The 17,602-nt window shown below is 58.1% G+C and carries 12 protein-coding genes; 8 read left to right on the top strand and 4 right to left on the bottom strand.

Annotated features, from left to right (window positions below):
- Positions 1-52 precede the first annotated feature (52 nt).
- The 4 genes from NF685_RS01580 to NF685_RS01565 are packed head-to-tail and all read left to right on the top strand — an operon-like array spanning position 53 to position 5,029.
- A complete protein-coding gene (locus tag NF685_RS01580; RefSeq protein WP_252848315.1) occupies positions 53-2,380 on the top strand; it encodes a TonB-dependent receptor in 2,328 nt (775 codons plus the stop codon).
- Between the two features lie 21 nt (positions 2,381-2,401).
- On the top strand, positions 2,402-3,262 hold the full coding sequence (locus NF685_RS01575) for a sugar phosphate isomerase/epimerase family protein (RefSeq protein ID WP_252848314.1): 861 nt from the start codon (positions 2,402-2,404) through the stop codon (positions 3,260-3,262).
- 1 nt (position 3,263) lies between these two features.
- A complete protein-coding gene (locus NF685_RS01570) occupies positions 3,264-4,298 on the top strand; it encodes an isopenicillin N synthase family dioxygenase (protein ID WP_252848313.1) in 1,035 nt (344 codons plus the stop codon).
- Positions 4,295-5,029: a class II aldolase/adducin family protein gene (locus NF685_RS01565; RefSeq protein WP_252848312.1), complete on the top strand. Its 735-nt coding sequence runs from the start codon at positions 4,295-4,297 to the stop codon at positions 5,027-5,029. Before NF685_RS01570 ends, NF685_RS01565 begins: the two co-directional genes overlap by 4 nt.
- Before the next feature lie 88 nt (positions 5,030-5,117).
- On the opposite strand, the gene NF685_RS01560 is transcribed toward NF685_RS01565, so the two are convergent.
- Positions 5,118-8,123 carry a TonB-dependent receptor plug domain-containing protein gene (locus NF685_RS01560; RefSeq protein ID WP_373317834.1) on the bottom strand — a complete coding sequence of 1,002 codons (3,006 nt, stop codon included), beginning with the start codon at positions 8,121-8,123 and terminating at the stop codon, positions 5,118-5,120.
- A gap of 521 nt (positions 8,124-8,644) precedes the next feature.
- The gene (locus tag NF685_RS01555; RefSeq protein ID WP_252848310.1) at positions 8,645-9,988 is read right to left on the bottom strand and encodes an MFS transporter; all 1,344 of its coding nucleotides are present in this window, start codon (positions 9,986-9,988) and stop codon (positions 8,645-8,647) included.
- A gap of 527 nt (positions 9,989-10,515) precedes the next feature.
- Between NF685_RS01555 and tkt the strand changes: the two genes are divergently transcribed.
- Complete coding sequence (gene tkt, locus NF685_RS01550) at positions 10,516-12,537, top strand: transketolase (RefSeq protein ID WP_252848309.1); 2,022 nt, start codon at positions 10,516-10,518, stop codon at positions 12,535-12,537.
- Positions 12,538-12,621: 84 nt separating this feature from the next.
- The gene (locus tag NF685_RS01545; RefSeq protein ID WP_252848308.1) at positions 12,622-13,389 is read left to right on the top strand and encodes an SDR family oxidoreductase; all 768 of its coding nucleotides are present in this window, start codon (positions 12,622-12,624) and stop codon (positions 13,387-13,389) included.
- 149 nt (positions 13,390-13,538) lie between these two features.
- Here the strand turns inward: NF685_RS01545 and NF685_RS01540 are convergent, their stop codons facing one another.
- Positions 13,539-14,018 (bottom strand): Lrp/AsnC family transcriptional regulator, encoded by a 480-nt coding sequence (locus NF685_RS01540; protein WP_252848307.1) that lies wholly within the window; start codon positions 14,016-14,018, stop codon positions 13,539-13,541.
- Positions 14,019-14,185: 167 nt separating this feature from the next.
- Here NF685_RS01540 and NF685_RS01535 point away from each other — a divergent pair, with 167 nt between their 5' ends.
- Entirely contained in the window at positions 14,186-15,877 is a 1,692-nt protein-coding gene (locus NF685_RS01535; RefSeq protein WP_252848306.1) for a thiamine pyrophosphate-binding protein, read from the top strand.
- A gap of 57 nt (positions 15,878-15,934) precedes the next feature.
- Here NF685_RS01535 and NF685_RS01530 read toward each other — a convergent pair whose 3' ends face one another.
- The gene (locus NF685_RS01530) at positions 15,935-16,390 is read right to left on the bottom strand and encodes a GNAT family N-acetyltransferase (protein ID WP_252848305.1); all 456 of its coding nucleotides are present in this window, start codon (positions 16,388-16,390) and stop codon (positions 15,935-15,937) included.
- Positions 16,391-16,517: 127 nt separating this feature from the next.
- Here NF685_RS01530 and NF685_RS01525 point away from each other — a divergent pair, with 127 nt between their 5' ends.
- Positions 16,518-17,267, top strand: coding sequence for a hypothetical protein (locus tag NF685_RS01525; RefSeq protein ID WP_252848304.1), 750 nt, complete (start codon positions 16,518-16,520; stop codon positions 17,265-17,267).
- The last annotated feature ends 335 nt before the right edge of the window (positions 17,268-17,602 follow it).

The raw sequence follows: 17,602 nt of genomic DNA, 5'->3' as shown, positions 1-17,602 counted from the left end.
AGGTCGTTTCGCCTCTTCAATGACAGGGAAGCCACTGACGGGAGTCCTTTTCATGATGACGCGCCTGCCCAAAGGATTTCGCCGCCTGACCAGCACCGCCCTGTCGCTTTCCGCAGGAATCGTGCTGGTTGGCTCTGCGCTGGACAAGACCGCCCTTGCAGCCGTGGCGCATACGGATGCACAGCAAAACCCATCCGCCCGGGCCATGGCCGGACACGTCCCCTCGCGCACAGCGCATACGCAACACGGCACGACCCGTTCGCGCCGTCATGCAGCGCCTCATTCCGATCCCGAGGCTATTCAGGTTACCGGATCGCGTGCGCAGCGTTTTCTGACCACGGCAGCAACGGTCAACGTGCTGAGTGGCCGCGAATTGCAGGAACTGCACATCACCAGCCCCAAGGATGTCGCGGCGTACACGCCCGGCCTGACTGCCGTAAATGCCACCTCGGGCAGCACGCCGGTTTTCTCGATACGCGGCATCGGACTCGATGATTATACCGGCAACAACATGGGCGGGATCGGCATCTATCAAGATGGCGTGTTTGCCCCCTATCCCGTGTTCTATACCGGGCAGATGTTCGACACCCAGTCGGTTGCCGTCGAGAAAGGTCCGCAGGGCTTCGAGTACGGACGCAGCTCCACCGGTGGCAATATCGCGGTCGAGACGGTCAAACCCGATGGCAAGTTCGGCGGTTATGTGGACTGGGGCTATAGCAGCTACGGCACCAATACGGCGAGCGCTGCCATCAATGTGCCGATCAGCGACCGCATCCAGAATCGCACCGCGTTTTCCTATATCAATGGCGATGGCTGGCAGCGCGATATTCACACCAACAAGCGCTACGGCTCTCAGGATCAGCTCGGCCTGCGCAATCTCACGCGCTTCCTGATCGATGACCGCTCGAACCTTTTGCTGAACATTCACTACACGCGCGACAAAGGCATCTCGATGTCGCCGCAGGATACGGATGGCGATGCGGTCAACGGCTTCCCGACCGGCACGGTCGGTGTGGGACCGAACGCCTCGTACAACGCCGTCAATGTCGGCTCGAACCGCGTAGGCCGCGACGAGAATGGCGGCGGCGTCTCAATCAATTACACCCATGATTTCAACTGGGGGCAGTTCGTTTCGACCACGGCATTCGATGCGTTCCGTCGCAGCGATTACGATAATTACGATGGTGAATCGATCAATGTGGGCGACTACCACTGGAACGACACCTCACTCGCCCAGTCCCATGACATGCATCTCAAAATGGACCTGACGAAGCGCTTTCACCTGACAGTGGGCGTCTATGAATCCTGGGACAAGATCAACGGGGCCTATACCAGCTACCGCTCCTTTCTGCTTGGCGTGCCCAATGGCAATCTGACGGATCGTTTCGTGCAGCAGAATGTCTCGACCGGGCTCTATCTCAATACCGTCACCAATATACTCAGAAATCTCGATTTCATCGCCTCGGGTCGTTTCTCCTGGGACGATCGCGGCTTCAATGGGGGGACGATCGACGATGCAGGCGCGCTGACGACCAAGGGTGCCTATCTGTCGCGCCTCGACACCACCCATTCCTACGCCCGCCTGACCGGCCGCGTGGGGCTGCGCTATACCATCGTGCCGGGCACGCAGGTCTATGCCACCATTTCCAACGGCTACAAGGCGGGCGCCTATTTTGCGGCCCCTGTTTCCGCTCCTCAGGCGCTCGATTACGTGCGCCCTGAAAACATGATTGCCTATGAAGTCGGCGCCAAGACCAGCCTGATGCACAACCATGTGCAGATCGAGGGTGCGCTGTTCGATTACGAGTATCACAACCGCCAGACACTGTTCGTGGCCGAGATGCCCATGAACATCACCTCGCTCAGCCTGGGGCCGATCCCCCGTGCCCGTACGCGTGGCGGCGAGTTGTCGAGCACGCTGCACGATCTGATCCCCAATCTCGATCTGCGCGGGTCCTTTGCCTATCTCGATGCGCAGGCCACCAATGCGGTGAACGATATCGGCGGTCTGCCTCTGCTCTCTTCCGTGACAGCCCATTCGGTGCTGCCTTTCGCCCCGCGCTTTTCATGGAATGCCGTGGCCCGTTATGGCATCGACCTGCCTCATGCCTATCGCATGTCACTCCAGACCAGCTACACTTGGAAAGACAACATGCTCGTGGCACTGGGCGACCCCAATGGCGTGACCAGCAAGATCAGCTCGTTCGGAATGCGTATGGAAGTCGGACCCAAAACCGGCAAATGGACGGCTGCCGTCTATGTCGACAACATGCTCAACAAGCACGGCAACACCTATTCCTTTACCGGCTCGGATAATTCACGCGTGCAGTTTCTCCAGACGCCTCGCTGGATCGGCTGCGATCTGCGCTACAATTTCTGAAGCGTAAAAGGCAGGCTCCCGATGCGCCTTGAAACCTATCTCACGCTCTGGGGCGATACGCGCCCGTGGCGCCACGCCATCGCCGATGCCCATCGGCGTGGCTATGACGGGATCGAGGCGCGCATTCCTGCACTTGCAGACCTGCCCGCCTGTGGTGCGGCACTGCGCGACAGTCATTGCCCCTTCATCGCAATCGCCCTGACAGGCGGCGGCGTTATCCCACGACAGGATGCCACGACCGCAGATCATCTTGCTGATCTCGACGCTCTGTTGTCGCACGCAACGCAGCTTGCACCGCATTTTGTCAATGTGCTGGGCGGCAATGATCGCTGGGATGTGAACCAGCAGGTCGAGTTTATCGGTCGCGCCATGACGCTGGGGCGAAAGCACGGCCTCACGCTCAGTTTCGAGACCCATCGTGCCCGGCTTTGTGCAACGCCATGGGTCACGCTCGACGTTGTGGCACAATTGCCGGATGCGCTGTTTACTGCCGATATCAGCCATTGGGTGGTGGGCTGCGAAAGGCTGCTCAACGACCCCTGCGACGATTTCAGTGCTTTCATCGAACGCGTGCATCACGTTCAGGCACGCGTGGGCTACGATCAGGGACCGCAGGTCTCGCATCCGGCGGCACCTGAAAATCGGGCGGCGCTCGATTTCCATCGCGATTTCTGGCGCCGGATCAGGGTTTCGCAACGCGCACGGGGCTACGATGTCACGACACTCACACCCGAATGCGGTCCCGATGGCTACACCCATACCGTGCCCTTCACCAATCTGCCGCTTGCCGACCGTCAGGAAATGAATGACTGGCTCAGGCAGGATCAGGCCAGATCCTTTGCGGATACTGTTTCCGCTTCCTCTCCAGAAGGAGATTCCTGACATGACAGAAGAGACTTTCACGTCCATTCCGGTGATCGATATTGCCGGGCTGTATTCGGCCGACAAGACCGAGCGTCAGAAAGTGGCTGACGCTCTGCATCACGCCGCCAGCAAGATCGGTTTTTTCTATATCGCAGGGCATCGTGTCGCACCCGAGCTCATCGCCGATCTGCGTCTGGCAGCGAAAGACTTCTTCTCGCAGCCGCTTGAGGAGAAGATGAAGCGCTATATCGGCGCCTCAGCCTCGCATAAGGGCTTCGTTCCCGAGGGAGAAGAGATCTACAACAAATCGCGCCCCGACCATAAGGAGGCCTTCGATATCGGCTTCGAGGTTCCCGCCGATAATCCTCTGGTCAAGGCAGGCACGCCGCTTCTCGGCCCCAATGACTGGCCTGAAATTCCGCTTTTTCGCGAGCGGGCCAGCGCCTATTACAAGGCCGTTTTCGAACTGGGACGCGTGTTGTTTCGCGGCTTCGCACTCGCACTCGGTCTCGATGAACACAGCTTCGACGACGTGGCACAGTTCCCCCCCTCGAAACTGCGCATGATCCATTATCCTTTCGATGGCGAGGCGCATGATGCGCCAGGGATCGGCGCTCACACCGATTATGAATGCTTCACCATTCTCCTCGCCGACAAGCCGGGTCTGGAAGTTCTGAACGGCAACGGAGACTGGATCGATGCGCCTCCCATGCCGGACACATTCGTCGTCAATATCGGCGATATGCTTGAAATGATGACGGCTGGAGCTTTCGTTGCGACCGCTCATCGCGTGCGCAGCGTGAAAGAGGAGCGTTATTCCTTCCCGCTGTTCTATGCCTGCGATTATCATCATGAAATCCGCCCTCTCCCCGCCTTCGAGAAAGGGGACAGTTCCTATGAAGCCGTAAAGATCGGCGATCATATGTGGGCACAGGCCATGCAGACCTATTCCTATCTCATCGCCAAACGCGAGCGTGGCGAACTGACCTTGCCGGAGGGCACGCGCCGCACCAATACATTCGGCCATTTCAGCAAGACCGGAGTGACCCCATGACCCTGCAGACAGAGCAGGAACTGCGTGAAGACCTGGCCGCCGCCTATCGGCTTTATGCACAGTTCGACCTGACCGATATGGTCTATACCCACCTCTCCGTGCGTCTGCCCGGAGAGGGGCACCGCTTTCTGGTCAATCCCTACGGGTTGCTGTTCGAGGAAATCACGGCGAGTTCGCTGGTCGTGGTCGATTCAGAAGGCCACCCCCAGCAGGAGACGAGCTGGCCGGTCAACCCGGCAGGGTTCGTCATTCACTCTGCCGTGCATCGTGCGCATCCCGATGCAGCCTGTGTCATGCACAGTCATACGCTGGCCGGCATGGCCATTGCCGCACAGGAAAGCGGTATTTTACCGCTCAACCAGATCAATATGGAGTTCTATGGCCGTATTGGCTTTCACCCCTATGAGGGGATCGCGGCAGACGACAATATGAGCGAGCGCGAGCGTCTGGTGCGCGATCTGGGCGATCATATGGGGCTGATCCTGCAAAATCACGGCCTGCTGACCATAGGCAGCACTGTCGCTCAGACTTTCTATCGCATGTATTATCTGGAACAGGCCTGCCGCGTGCAGCTTGCCGCCCAGTCGGCAGGTGTTCCCCTGCACTGCCCGAGTGAAGCCGAAATACTGCGTGCCCGCGCCCAGTTCGAAACGGATCCCGATCAGGGCCGGATGATCTGGAAAGCGCTGCGTCGCAAGCTCGACCGCGAGCAGCCCGATTACCGCGACTGACCGCATCCGCCTTTCCGGACAGAAGCATAAAAAAACCCTCCGGGCTTTGCAGCCCGGAGGGTTTTTCAATTTCAGCCGTTCCGGAGGATCAGAGAACGACCTTCACACCGAACTGGAAGGAGCGAAGAACGACACCGTTCTGCGTCCAGGACGAGTTGTAGAGATAGCCGCCATAGGTTCCGAAATCGTAGGGCGATCTGAAACCAAGCAGGTTGTAGACGTTGGCATAGGCGCTCCAGCGGCGATTGAACTGATAGTTCACTGTCAGATCGACGTCCCAGAAGCCTTTGACCTTGCACTGTCCCTGAGGGACGAAACTGCTGGAGGTCAGGGCATCGGCGCAGTTGCCCGCCGTGCCCGAACCTGTCTGGTCTTCTGCCGTCGTGCGATAGCCGCTGGTGTAATAGACCGTCGGCGTCACAGCCAGCTTGCGCCATGACAGTGTATTGGACCAGTTGGCGCGCCAGCGCGGCGTTCCCGATGCCGAAACGGCACCGTAGGGGCCGAGCGTTCCGGCATAGCGATAGACCGAGCCATCAGGATTGGTCAGGTTCATGCGACGCACGAAAGTCGCCGTACCTTTGCTGTACCAGTGCACTTCACGAAATACGCCGGGAAGCTGGGTATTGGCCTCGAAAGACAGATCGAAACCATCCGTCACGAGCTTGTTCGTGTTCACGTAGCCAAGATTGATGATGCCCGGACGCAGCTGGCCGCTCGGGTTCTGCGGGTCGGCAATATCCGGCGTAACCGTCACACCTGTCGGCAGGGCTTCACCCGCAAGATAGGCATTGGCCACGTTGGTGGTACCGACGGGGTTCGGCGCAATGTAGTGGTTTTTGCGGATGTAATAATAATCCGCCATCAGGGTCAGCCAACGGGTCGGGCGGAAGATCGGACCACCCGAGAAATTGGTCGAGGTTTCCGGACGCAGGTTCGGATTACCAGCGGTGTTCGAACCAATATAATAGGTCTGCGCGTAGTTGTTGGGCGTGCCGTTGGCATTGAGATGCTGGCTGACGAAATTGGCATTGTTCGGGGTGTAGGTGGTGTAGCCCACATTCGACCCGCCAGTTTCCGCAAAGCTGGGAACGCGGAAGCCCTTCTGGAACGTACCGCGGAGGGTCAGCTTTTCGGTCGGCTTGAACTGCACGCCGAATTTCGGCGAGAAGTGGCTGAAGCCTTCGGAATAATGGTCGTAGCGGCCCGAGGCGTCGGCGCTCAACATCTTCACGATCGGCGCCTCGGCCTGGAAGAAGGCAGATTCGACCCAGCGGCTGCCCTGTGCGTTCACCGGGTTGATATAGCTGGTATACTGATTGGCCGGATTGGCCGTGTCGAGCGGGTTGGCGTTCGGATCGTTCAGCGCTTCGTAACGGATGTTGCCGCCGATGGCGAGCTTGGCCATGCCGCCAGGCAGGCGGAACAGTCCCTTGCTGAGCGTGGCTTCACCGGAATATTCCTGCGTGCGTGCATTGATGACGTTACGCGGCGCGATGGAATTCAGTACCGATTGCGAATTCTGCGACGGATCGACGAAATTGTAGCTGCCGCTGGTAATCGCGTTCTGGATTCCGGCGATGGTCGGCACACCCGTGATCGTCTGGTTCAGCAGCGTATTCATGCCAACGAAATTGACGTCGTAATTCCAGTCGGAACCCCAGTGAGAGGGATGCCAGCCATTATAGCGCACCGAACCGCGAAAGTTCTGGCTCGTGTCCATGGTGGTCGGAATCAGATCGCCAAAGCGGTAATTGACCTGAGCCTGCTGACCCTGTGCGGCATAAGGATTGTTGGGGTTCAGCGAGCCGTCAGCCAGATAGACGGGCAGATAGGTATTCTGCGCCGATGCCAGCTTTGCCTGGCTGTAGGACGTACCACCATAGGTTGAGTAGGGCGTTCCGGTGATGATCGAACGCGCCTGCGACCAGGTGAACATGGCCGTCAGCTGCGAACGCTCCGTGACATTGGCCGTGAAATGCGCTGTCGCACTGATGCGACGCAGATCGGGCGCAAGCTGGGCATATTTCTGCGTGTTCCATGAGCAGGCCTGGCTGGTACCGGTGCTTCCACCAACAGCTCCTGTAACCAGACCGTCAAGGTCACGGCAACCAGCCTGCTGATTCAGAAGTTGCCATGGCGCGGTATTCGTCCCGCTGCCCGATACGGGACGGACAAGAGCCACGGTCGAGGGCGCAAAATTGGTGATCGAGCCGCCCGAAACGATATTATCGTTTCCGTTGGAACCACCGATACCGGTCAGATCGCCATTATTATAGGGCGCATTCAGCTGACGGTAATAAAGAGGATCGTCCTGCTGATATTCCGAGTTGATGTAGAAGTTATAGCCGTCCTTGTGCAGGTCGCCATGACCCCAGGTCGCATAAAGACGCTGATGTCCGGCATCGCCACGCTGTGTCAGGCCACCTTCGGCATTACCCTCGAAACCCTTGATTTCCTTGCGGGTGATCATGTTGACCACACCGGCCACGGCATCGGCACCGTAGGTGGCCGAACCGCCATCCTGCAGCACGTCCACGCCCTGCATGATGGATTGCGGCATCCAGTTGGTGTCGACGAAGTTGCGCTCGCCGTCATCGGCCAGCGGATAGTAGGACAGACGCTGGCCATCCATGAGGACCAGCGTCGAATCCGTGCTGAGACCACGGAGCGACGGCGCCGATGCACCGGCGGCAAAGCCGCCGCCCGCCGACCAGGCATTGGTCAGATTGCCTGCGCCGTTGGACGAGAGAAGCTGCAGCGCATCGGTCACGGTCTTGATGCCGCGCTGCTGCATGTCCTTCATGGTGATATGGGTGATGGGCGACGCACTGGTGGTGTTCGGATCGCGAAACAGCGAGCCGGTTACCATGATGGTCTCGGGTCGGGATGTTTCCGCAGCCGGTGTATTGGCCACGGGCGCCGAAACAGCCTTGGCACGAACCGAACGCGTGGCTGCGTTTGTCTTCACCTTGCTGCGCGCAGGTGCCTTGGCGGCATTGACCGGAATTGTCGATGTTTCCGGCGCTGATACAGTCTGTGCCTTGGCTTCGCTGACAAAATGCAACAGGGCGATACAGGCCGTGGCGCTCATCAGTCCATGAGCGAGGTTTTTCCTGCGTCGGGTTGACGGGGCAATGATCCGGTGCTGCCGACCGGACTCAGTCGTCTCTCTGTTGAGGGGCGTCATGAAGTGTTCCGTCAAAATGGGTTATTCTGCGACATCTATCGTCACAATGTTCCCAATGCGTAACGGCACTTCGATAAAACTCGCAAGACGGGTTACATTCTTATTACATACTTTGAAATCGACTGTGCAACGATGTCACAGTGTCGCCTATCGGGTTACGTTCATGAAACTGTTGTGAATCAGTTATTTACGCAGGAATCTGGCCCTTTTGGAGCGCTGTCGGTGCGGGTATCGAATCAGATTATAACGAAACCGAATTGTTAATTACCGGTGGCATTCATGATCTTGCGCCCGATCACGCGCGACAAACGGCATGAGAGACGAGCTCCGGGAAGTCGCGATTATGGAAAATCGGGCCATGAAAAAAGGCGGGGCTTTTGGCCCCGCCTTTTCTTTCCCCTCGTCTCAAGGAAGGAAAACCGATCTCAGTGGCTGAACCCCTTGGCCGAAGCGCGGGTGGAGTGGAGATGGGCTTCCACCTCCGGGTCCAGCTTCAGGAAGTAGGTCATAACTGCACTGATGAAGTAGATGATGGAGTAGACAACCATGACACCGAACACGCCGAAGGCAGGCTCGAAGATGTAGACGATAGCCGGGCCGATCCAGACGCTGGCACCGGCGCCGAGGTTCAGCAGGGACATGGCAGCTGCTTTGTTCTCAGGGGCCAGATAGGGCATCAGGGCAGAGAGCGGAACGTAGCCAGCCAGGGTCATGCCATAGAATGCACCGGCAATCATGACGATGAACAGGTGGTCAGGGCCGAGCAGGGTCGGAGCGAAATACAGCGCCATGGTGCTCAGCGTCGAACCGATGCCACCCATGATCAGCACCGTGTAGCGCCAGCTCAGCTTGTCACTGATGATACCCAGGAACAGGTTGAAGAAGATGTTGCTGATGAAGATGGCCTGAAGAACAGCCAGCCACTGGCCCATGGTGAAGCCGAGCGTATGGGTGAAGTAGAGCGGCATGAACACCAGGAAGCCGAACTCGGCAGAGGTGTTGATGGCGCGCACAATGCAGCCAATACCCACTTTCGGACGCTGCCAGCCAATGGCGAGCGACATGAACAGGGTTCTGATGGCCCCCTTGTTGCCGGTCTCGACGCGGGGAACGCGGCTCATGCCAAGCAGGGCCAGAGCACCACCGAAGACCACAAAGGACAGAGCAACCCACAGCGTGGCATAGCCGCCGATGATGGGCAAAAGCACACCGGCAATCGTCGTGCCCAGCGTCGGCAGACCGGCGGTGAAGCAGAACCAGAACCAGCCCACAGCCGAGCCGAGCTTCTGCACAGGCGCCGTATTCACGACCCAGACGAGAAAGCCGAAGGCGAAGAGCGGGTAACCGAAGCCACGCAGACCATAGAACAGCGTGATCAGCGTCCAGGACTTGGACGGCAGGGCGAAGCCGAGAAAGCCGATCTGGAAAGCGATCCAGATTGCAAGTCCGACCAGCATGACCTTACGGCTGCCCCACATGTCGGAAAGAGCACCTGAAGCCCAGGCAGAAACAGCGGCTGTCAGACCGTAGATGGTGAACAAACCGGCAACGTCATGCTCCTGAAAACCGAGCGAGACGAGATAGGGCGAGAGATAACCACTCTCCACGCCGTCACCGATCATGAACAGCAGCGTTCCGATGAAACCCCAGATCATGATCGGCGGAATACCGGCCCATGAAATGAACCGCCCGAAAGCTGTCTGTGGCTCAATGTCTGGCAAAGTGTCGGTTACGGACCGTGCCCCTCCGACGAATGTCCCGCCTGCCATTGTGTTTCTCCTGAGTCTTACAAAAGGCATCTTGCTGCCATGCAGCGTGCCTGGCCCTCCTCCTTTGCGCGGGTTGACCGCCTGCGGCAAATCACAAAAAAGAGTTATAGTTACCAGACCATATGTTCGTATGAGACGTTTATCCTGACAAACTTGGTACGATAAACATTTATTAATGAGTTCATATAAGAACTTTTATGGAACCATCCATGGATTCCCCACACCTGATAACGAGAATTTGAGTTTATATCGACGATCAATCTGTATTCTATTTATAATCTAACAGCGCTCATACTGCGGTTTTCCAGACATATATAAAACAGTTAATCACACTTATTCGTTTGATATAAATTTTCCATCATATTGATTTATATTCCACTTGTTGTTTCTGGAAATTCCATATCAAGATAAAGCAGGTACTGGCCATGTTTCGTAAAAGACGCATCATGAACAGAGTTTAATACATATCATTTCACCCTGCGAATCTAACATCCCGACCCTGTCGACCGAATCAGACCGAGGCACCCATGACCACCCGTACGCAACGCGCCAATGCCATACGCATTCTTGCCATCGACGCCATTTTCAAGGCTCAATCGGGTCATCCCGGCACCCCGATGGGTATGGCCGATATCTCCGAAGTGCTTTGGCGCGACGTGATGCGCTATAACCCTGCCAACCCTGGCTGGTGCAACCGGGACCGCTTCGTCTATTCGAACGGCCATGGATCGATGCTGCTCTATGCCCTGCTTCATCTGAGCGGGTTCGATCTCGGGATCGAGGATATCCGGCAGTTTCGGCAGCTCCATTCCAGAACCCCGGGCCACCCCGAATTCGGCTACGCGCCGGGCATCGAAACCACCACCGGCCCTCTGGGTCAGGGTATTGCCAATGCCGTAGGCTTGGCACTGGCCGAAAAGACCCTTGCCGCACAGTTCAACCGACCCGGCCTGCCCATCGTCGATCATCACACCTATGCCTATGTCGGCGAAGGCTGTCTGATGGAGGGCATCTCGCATGAAGCCTGCGCCCTGGCGGGCACGCTCGGGCTCGGCAAGCTGATCACCATTTATGATCGCAACATGGTCACCAATGACGGTCCGATCGAGGGTGTCTACACCGACGATACGCGCAAGCGCTTTGAAGCCTATAACTGGCAGGTGATCGGCGAGATTGACGGTCATGACCCCGATGCTGTGCTGAATGCGCTGAACGCTGCCCGTGCCGAAACCGCACGCCCCAGCCTGATTATCTGTCGCACCACCATCGGTCAGGGCTGTTCGGAAGGCTATGCGGGGACGAACAAGGTGCATGGCGGCGTTCTGCCCGCCGACGAAATCGCGAAAATCCGCGCCCGCCTGAACTGGACACATCCCGCTTTCGAAATCCCCGACGACATCTATCGGGACTGGGATCACCGCCCCGCCGGTGCAATGGCCGAAGCCGCATGGAACGATCTGTTTTCCCGTTATCGCGATGCCCATCCCGAACTGGCTGCGGAATTCATCCGACGTCAGACCGGCACCTTCCCTGCCGAGTGGGTGCGCAACTCGCGTGATTTTGTCGCCACGCTGCAGGCCGCCCCCAAGGATATACCCTCACGCAAGGCATCGCAGAACGCCATCGAGGCCTTTGCCCCCCACCTGCCCGAAATGTTCGGCGGCTGTGCCGATATCACCCCAAGCTGCCTTACCCGCTGGTCGGGATCTTCTTCCGTCTGTTTCGATGCGGCGGGGAATTACGTCGATTACGGCGTGCGCGAATTCGGCATGGTGGCGATGGCCAATGGCATTGCCCTGCATGGCGGCCTCATTCCCTATACCGCCACTTTCCTGATGTTCATGGAATATGCACGCAATGCCGTACGTATGGCGGCCCTCATGAAGCAGCGTCAGATCCTGGTCTATACGCATGACTCCATCGGTCTGGGCGAAGACGGGCCGACCCATCAACCCGTCGAGCAGCTCGCCAGTCTGCGCCAGACGCCCAACATGGTCACCTGGCGCCCCTGCGATCAGGTCGAGACGGCCATTGCCTGGATCAGCGCTCTTGAACGTCGCGACGGACCAACCGCTTTCTCGCTTTCGCGTCTGCCGCTCAAACAGCACCCACGCTCAGACGCGCAGCTGCGCAATGCATGGCGCGGCGGTTACATCCTGTCCGACTGTGCTGGCACACCCGACCTCATCCTGATCGCCACAGGCTCGGAAGTGACGCTTGCGCTCGATTCTGCCGCCATTCTCAAGGACAGGAATGTGGATGTGCGCGTGGTCTCCCTGCCCTCGCCCGAGACCTTCGACGCGCAGGACGCCGACTACCGCGAGAGCGTTCTGCCCGATGGCGTGCGCACCCGTCTCGCCATCGAGGCTGCGAGCACGATGTACTGGTCACGCTATGTGGGGCTCGATGGCGATGTGGTGGGCATGACAGGTTTTGGCGAATCCGGCCCGGCACAGGATCTGTTCCGCCATTTCGGTTTCACGACCGAGAACGTCGTGGCCCGCGCCGAAGCCCTTCTTACCCGCAGCGGCAGGCGCCTCGACGCCTGACCGGCTCACTCTTTTCCCGCGTTTTTTCCCGCGTTTCTCCGGGCAATGCCAGATGCGTTGCCTGCATCCCTACTGGATAAAATCATGGACCTTTTCGATCTCTCCGGCGATGTCGCTTTTGTCACCGGAGCTGGAAGCGGCATCGGGCAACAGATTGCCATCGGTCTTGCCGAAGCCGGTGCTTCAGTTGCCTGTTTCGATCTGCCCGGCTCGCGCAAGGGCCTCGACGAGACTGCCGATCGCATCCGCAGTCTCAAACGCGCCGCACTGGTCTGTACGGGAGATGCCACAGACGAAACCGGTCTGGCCGATGCCGTTGCAGCCACACAGGCCGAACTCGGGCTGCTTTCTGTTGCCGTCAATGCCGCGGGCATCGCCAATGCCGCGCCAGCAGAGGAAATGGGACGCGATCAGTGGCAGCGCGTGCTCGATATCAACACGACTGGCGTTTTTCTGTCTTCGCAGGCTGAGGGACGCGTCATGCTGACCAATGGCCGCGGATCGATCGTCAATATTGCTTCGATGTCGGGGGTGATCGTCAATCGCGGGCTCATGCAGGCGCATTACAATGCGTCCAAAGCCGCCGTCATCCATCTCAGCAAAAGTCTGGCGATGGAATGGGCCACGCGTGGCGTGCGCGTCAACACCATCAGCCCCGGCTATACCGCCACCCCTATGAATACGCGTCCTGAATGGGCAGAACGCGTGAAAGTGTTCGAGAACGATACTCCCATGAACCGCATCGCCGCCCCGCGCGAAATGGTAGGACCGGCGATTTTCCTGTCGTCCCGCGCGGCGTCTTTCTGCACCGGGGTCGATCTGCTGGTCGATGGGGGCTTCTGCTGCTGGTAAAACCGGTCACAACGCTGCTCTGAAACCTGCAAAGGGGGCCAAAGCCCCTTCGATCCCGGTTGTGCGGCAGGAGCTCATACCGGCCGGGATCGGCTTTTCTGCGTTGTCGCCGCTCTGAGTGACAGGGCGCACCGCCCTTTTATCGGAAATCAGGAAGTCAGGCGTTCGATGGGCAGTTCGAGCGTATGTTTGATTTCCGAAAGAGCCACCATCGAGTTGACCTCCTGTATGCCGGGAATGAGAGCCAGTCTTTTCAGAAAAAACTGCTCGTAGGACTCGATATCGCGCGTCACGATACGCAGAATGAAGTCGACCGAGCCCAGAAGCACGTAGCAATCCTGCACTTCGGGAAAGTCGCGTATGGCCTCTTCGAAGGCTGCCAGATTGGCACGCGCATGCGCTGTGAGTTTGACCAGCGCATAAAGCTGAGCATTGAGTCCGATTTTGCGCCGGTCCACCAGATAGACCTGTTTCTGCAAAATACCCGCATCCTTGAGGCGCTGTATGCGACGCCAGCAAGGGGCCTGCGATAATCCGACCGCCTCGGCCAGTTCGGCCGTGGGGCGAGACGCATCCTGCTGGAGAAGCTGCAGCAGATGACGGTCTATCGCGTCCAGATCTTCAAGCATATAAACACCATAAAATGAAAATTATGCGCATATTATATGCCTTGATATGCCTGAATCTTTAAAAAAAACGCAATTTTTATCAGAGGCGAGCATGATACCGTTCTGACATCGGAGCCGCCCTGACAGTCAGCTCCTTTCCCTGAAAAGCTTTCCTGCGGAGCGAGATCATGACAGCCGGTTTTACCGAAACGCGTACACTCGACGCCCGGAGCGGGGCCGATATCCTGCTCGAAATTCTTGCCAGTGAGGGGGTGGAGTATATTTTCGGCAATCCCGGCACGACAGAACTGCCGCTTATGGACAGTCTGCTGCGCCGTCCCGATATCAGCTATATTCTTGCCCTTCAGGAAGCGAGCGCCGTGGCCATGGCCGATGGCTACGCCCAGGCCGCCGGAAAACCCGGATTCCTGAACCTGCACACGGCAGGCGGTCTCGGGCATGGCATGGGCAATCTGCTTAATGCCCATGTGTCGCAGACTCCCCTGGTCGTCACGGCGGGACAGCAGGATCTGCGTCATGCGGTGACCGATCCGCTGCTGTTCGGCGATCTGCTGAAAATTGCCGAACCCGCCGTGAAATGGGGCAAGGAAGTCGCTTCTGCCGAGCAGCTCCCCACGCTCGTTCGGCGTGCTTTTCACGATGCCGATGCAGCCCCCTCCGGGCCGGTCTTCCTGTCACTGCCCATGGATGTGATGGAGGAGATGAGCACGATCGGCGTCGGCGCGCCCTCGCGCATCGACCGCAACGCCACTGCGGGCGCCCTGACCGATCTGGCCAGCGCCCTCGCCTCCATCGCGCCCGGCCGTCTTGCCCTGATCGCTGGCGATGAGATCCACGCGAGCCAGGCCGCTGCCGAAACGGCCGCGCTGGCCGAAACGCTCGGCGCGCCTGTCTATGGATCGTCCTGGCCCTCGCGCGTGCCTTTCCCGACGGCCCATGCGCTCTGGCGCGGCAATCTGCCCACTACCGCACGCGGCATCGCAGAAGCGCTTTCACACTATGACGCCATTTTCGCCATCGGTGGAAAGTCGCTTATCACCATTCTCTACACCGAAGGCTCAGCCATTCCCGAGGGATGCACGGTGTATCAGCTTTCTGCCGATGTGAACGATCTGGGTCGCACTTACCCAACGGCCCTGTCGACCTGCGGCCATCTCAGGGCCTCGCTTGCAGCCCTTCTGCCTCTGGTGGAAAGTGCTTCGGTCGCTCACGCGCCCGCTTATGCAACGCTGCTCCAGAATGCTGCCACGCAACGTGCCCTTGAACGTGCGACCCTTCATCAGCGCGCCGATGACGCCATGGCAGAATCTGTCATTCCTCCGATCCTCGCTGCCCGCGAAGCCGTACGCGCCATCGGGCCCAACACGCCGATCGTCGATGAAGCCATTGCCACATCGGGCTTCGTACGCAGCTTTCTCGCAAGCAGCGACCCTGCACAATATTCCTTTCTGCGCGGTGGCGCTCTGGGCTGGGGAATGCCTGCTGCGGTCGGTTGCTCACTCGGTCTGAAACGCGAGCCGGTCGTCTGTCTGGTGGGCGATGGCGCTGCGCTTTATTCCCCTCAGGCGCTCTGGACCGCAGCGCATGAAAACCTGCCCATCACATTCGTGGTCATGAACAACTGCGAATATAATGTGCTGAAAAACTTCATGCGCGGGCAGCAGAACTACACCGCCGCCCAGACCGGACGCTTCATTGCGATGGATATCGTCAATCCTGTCATCGACTATCAGGCACTTGCCACCTCAATGGGGCTTCCTGCCCAGCGCCTGACACGCGCGGGCGATATCGCCCCTGCCATTCAGGCCGGCATTGCGAGCGGCAAGGCCAATCTCATTGAAATCATGATCAGCCGGTAAGCTGTGAGGCCGGGGCCCTCCCCCGGCCACGAACAGGGTCGATCCTTCGATCCGGCCTTAGAGGCTCAGGTGAAAAAACCGGTTATGGGGCGTGGCTTTGTACGGGCCGAAAGGCGGCCCGCTCTCAAAGCCGTACCTGCAATAAAGCCTGGTTGCAGCATCGAAAGATGGCGCCGTGCCGGTCTCCAGACTGAGTTGCGTCAGGCCACGCAATCTCGCCGTTTCGATAATGGTGGCGAGTATAGCCGCCCCCGCACCGCGCCCTGTAAAATCAGGATGGGTGCGCATGGATTTGACCTCGCCCACGCCATCGCCGAACATTTTCAATGCGCCAATCGCTGCCACATGCCCTTCTATCCACGCAGACCAGACCGTCACCTCAGGTACCGTCAGCCCGGACAGATCGAGTGCAAACCGGAAAGCCTCGGGCGAACTCTCCGCCATCCCCGCCAGATGAAGCGTGACAAGAGCGCGGATTTCATCGCCGGAAAGATCGTCGGTTCGTATGTCCATCACCCGATCTCCTCTGGATCCTCACAAGCATGGGGAGCAGAATAATGAAACCGGGACGAAAGCCGGTCCATAGCGAACATCACCATTCTCGCATTACGGGAACCATCAGAAGCACCATGAGATGACGGTGAGGAACCCAGATACCGTGCTCGACGAAGCAGAGGCCTATCTTGAATTGCAAACCCTACCCGACGGCACTTCTCTGCTCGCTGCCTCGGGCTCGGTTCTGTACTCCTCCGTCGATACACTGAAACCCGGTCCGGCCTATTTCCTTGGCCTCAATCCCGGGGGCAGCCCGCAAAACAATCCCGAAGGGGCTCTCGGAGCCTCGCTGCGACAGAGCCGTGCGGGGAAAAACGAATTCGCGCATGCCGTATGGGGCGACCCGCCGAGACAAACCAAGCCAGGCCAGTCCATCTTGCAACGACGCGTGAAGACGCTGTTTGCCATAATGGGACTGAGAACCTGCTCTGTGCCCGCGAGCAACCTTGTGTTTACCCGCTCGCGCAACCTGAAATCACACGGCAATTTCTCTGCCGCAGTGACGCGATGCAAACCTGTTCATGATATTTTTCTGAATGCAATCCAGCCCCGCCTCATTCTGACGCATGGAAATCACGCGCTGGTCGAGCAAGCTCTTTCAATGAAATTCGACCGTAAATGCTGTGCTGAGCATGGCAGCTGGCAGATACGCAAAGGCCACCACATCCATAATGAGCGCATAATTCATGTCCTGAATCTGCCTCATCTATCATTCTGGGCGATGGATGCGATAACCGATCGAGGCGCAAAAAGAGGGAACATACTGAGAAGCATCCTGACCGACCCGGATTTCAATCTACCCTCAGATCCGCGCGTTCGCGCGCGGTGTCGATAGAAGGGTGTGGGATAATTGCAGATGGGCGCGAGTTATCCGTGCAGAAGCCATCCAAACCCTGTCATCATGTCTTCATGCTGACGCCGTTCCAGAACAGCAAGACAAGCGCAACCGGATCACTGGACCTACCCTGATAAAAACTGTATTCTTCTCATGAATACGAGAAGAAAGACATTACCCGCGATCAGACTGGACAAGAAATAGACAATTTGGTCAGCAGTACATTATTTATACAACTTTGCGTTATCTGTCCGTATCGCATATTTGTTCATTATCATATCAGTTTTCGTGCTTGTTGAACATTTCCTGTTCCCATCTTCTGACAGATTTTATGC

Source organism: Asaia lannensis NBRC 102526 (assembly GCF_024054035.1).
Taxonomy (GTDB): domain Bacteria; phylum Pseudomonadota; class Alphaproteobacteria; order Acetobacterales; family Acetobacteraceae; genus Asaia; species Asaia lannensis.
Note: the sequence above shows the minus strand (reverse complement) of the source record. Positions and strands in the feature narration are given on the sequence as shown.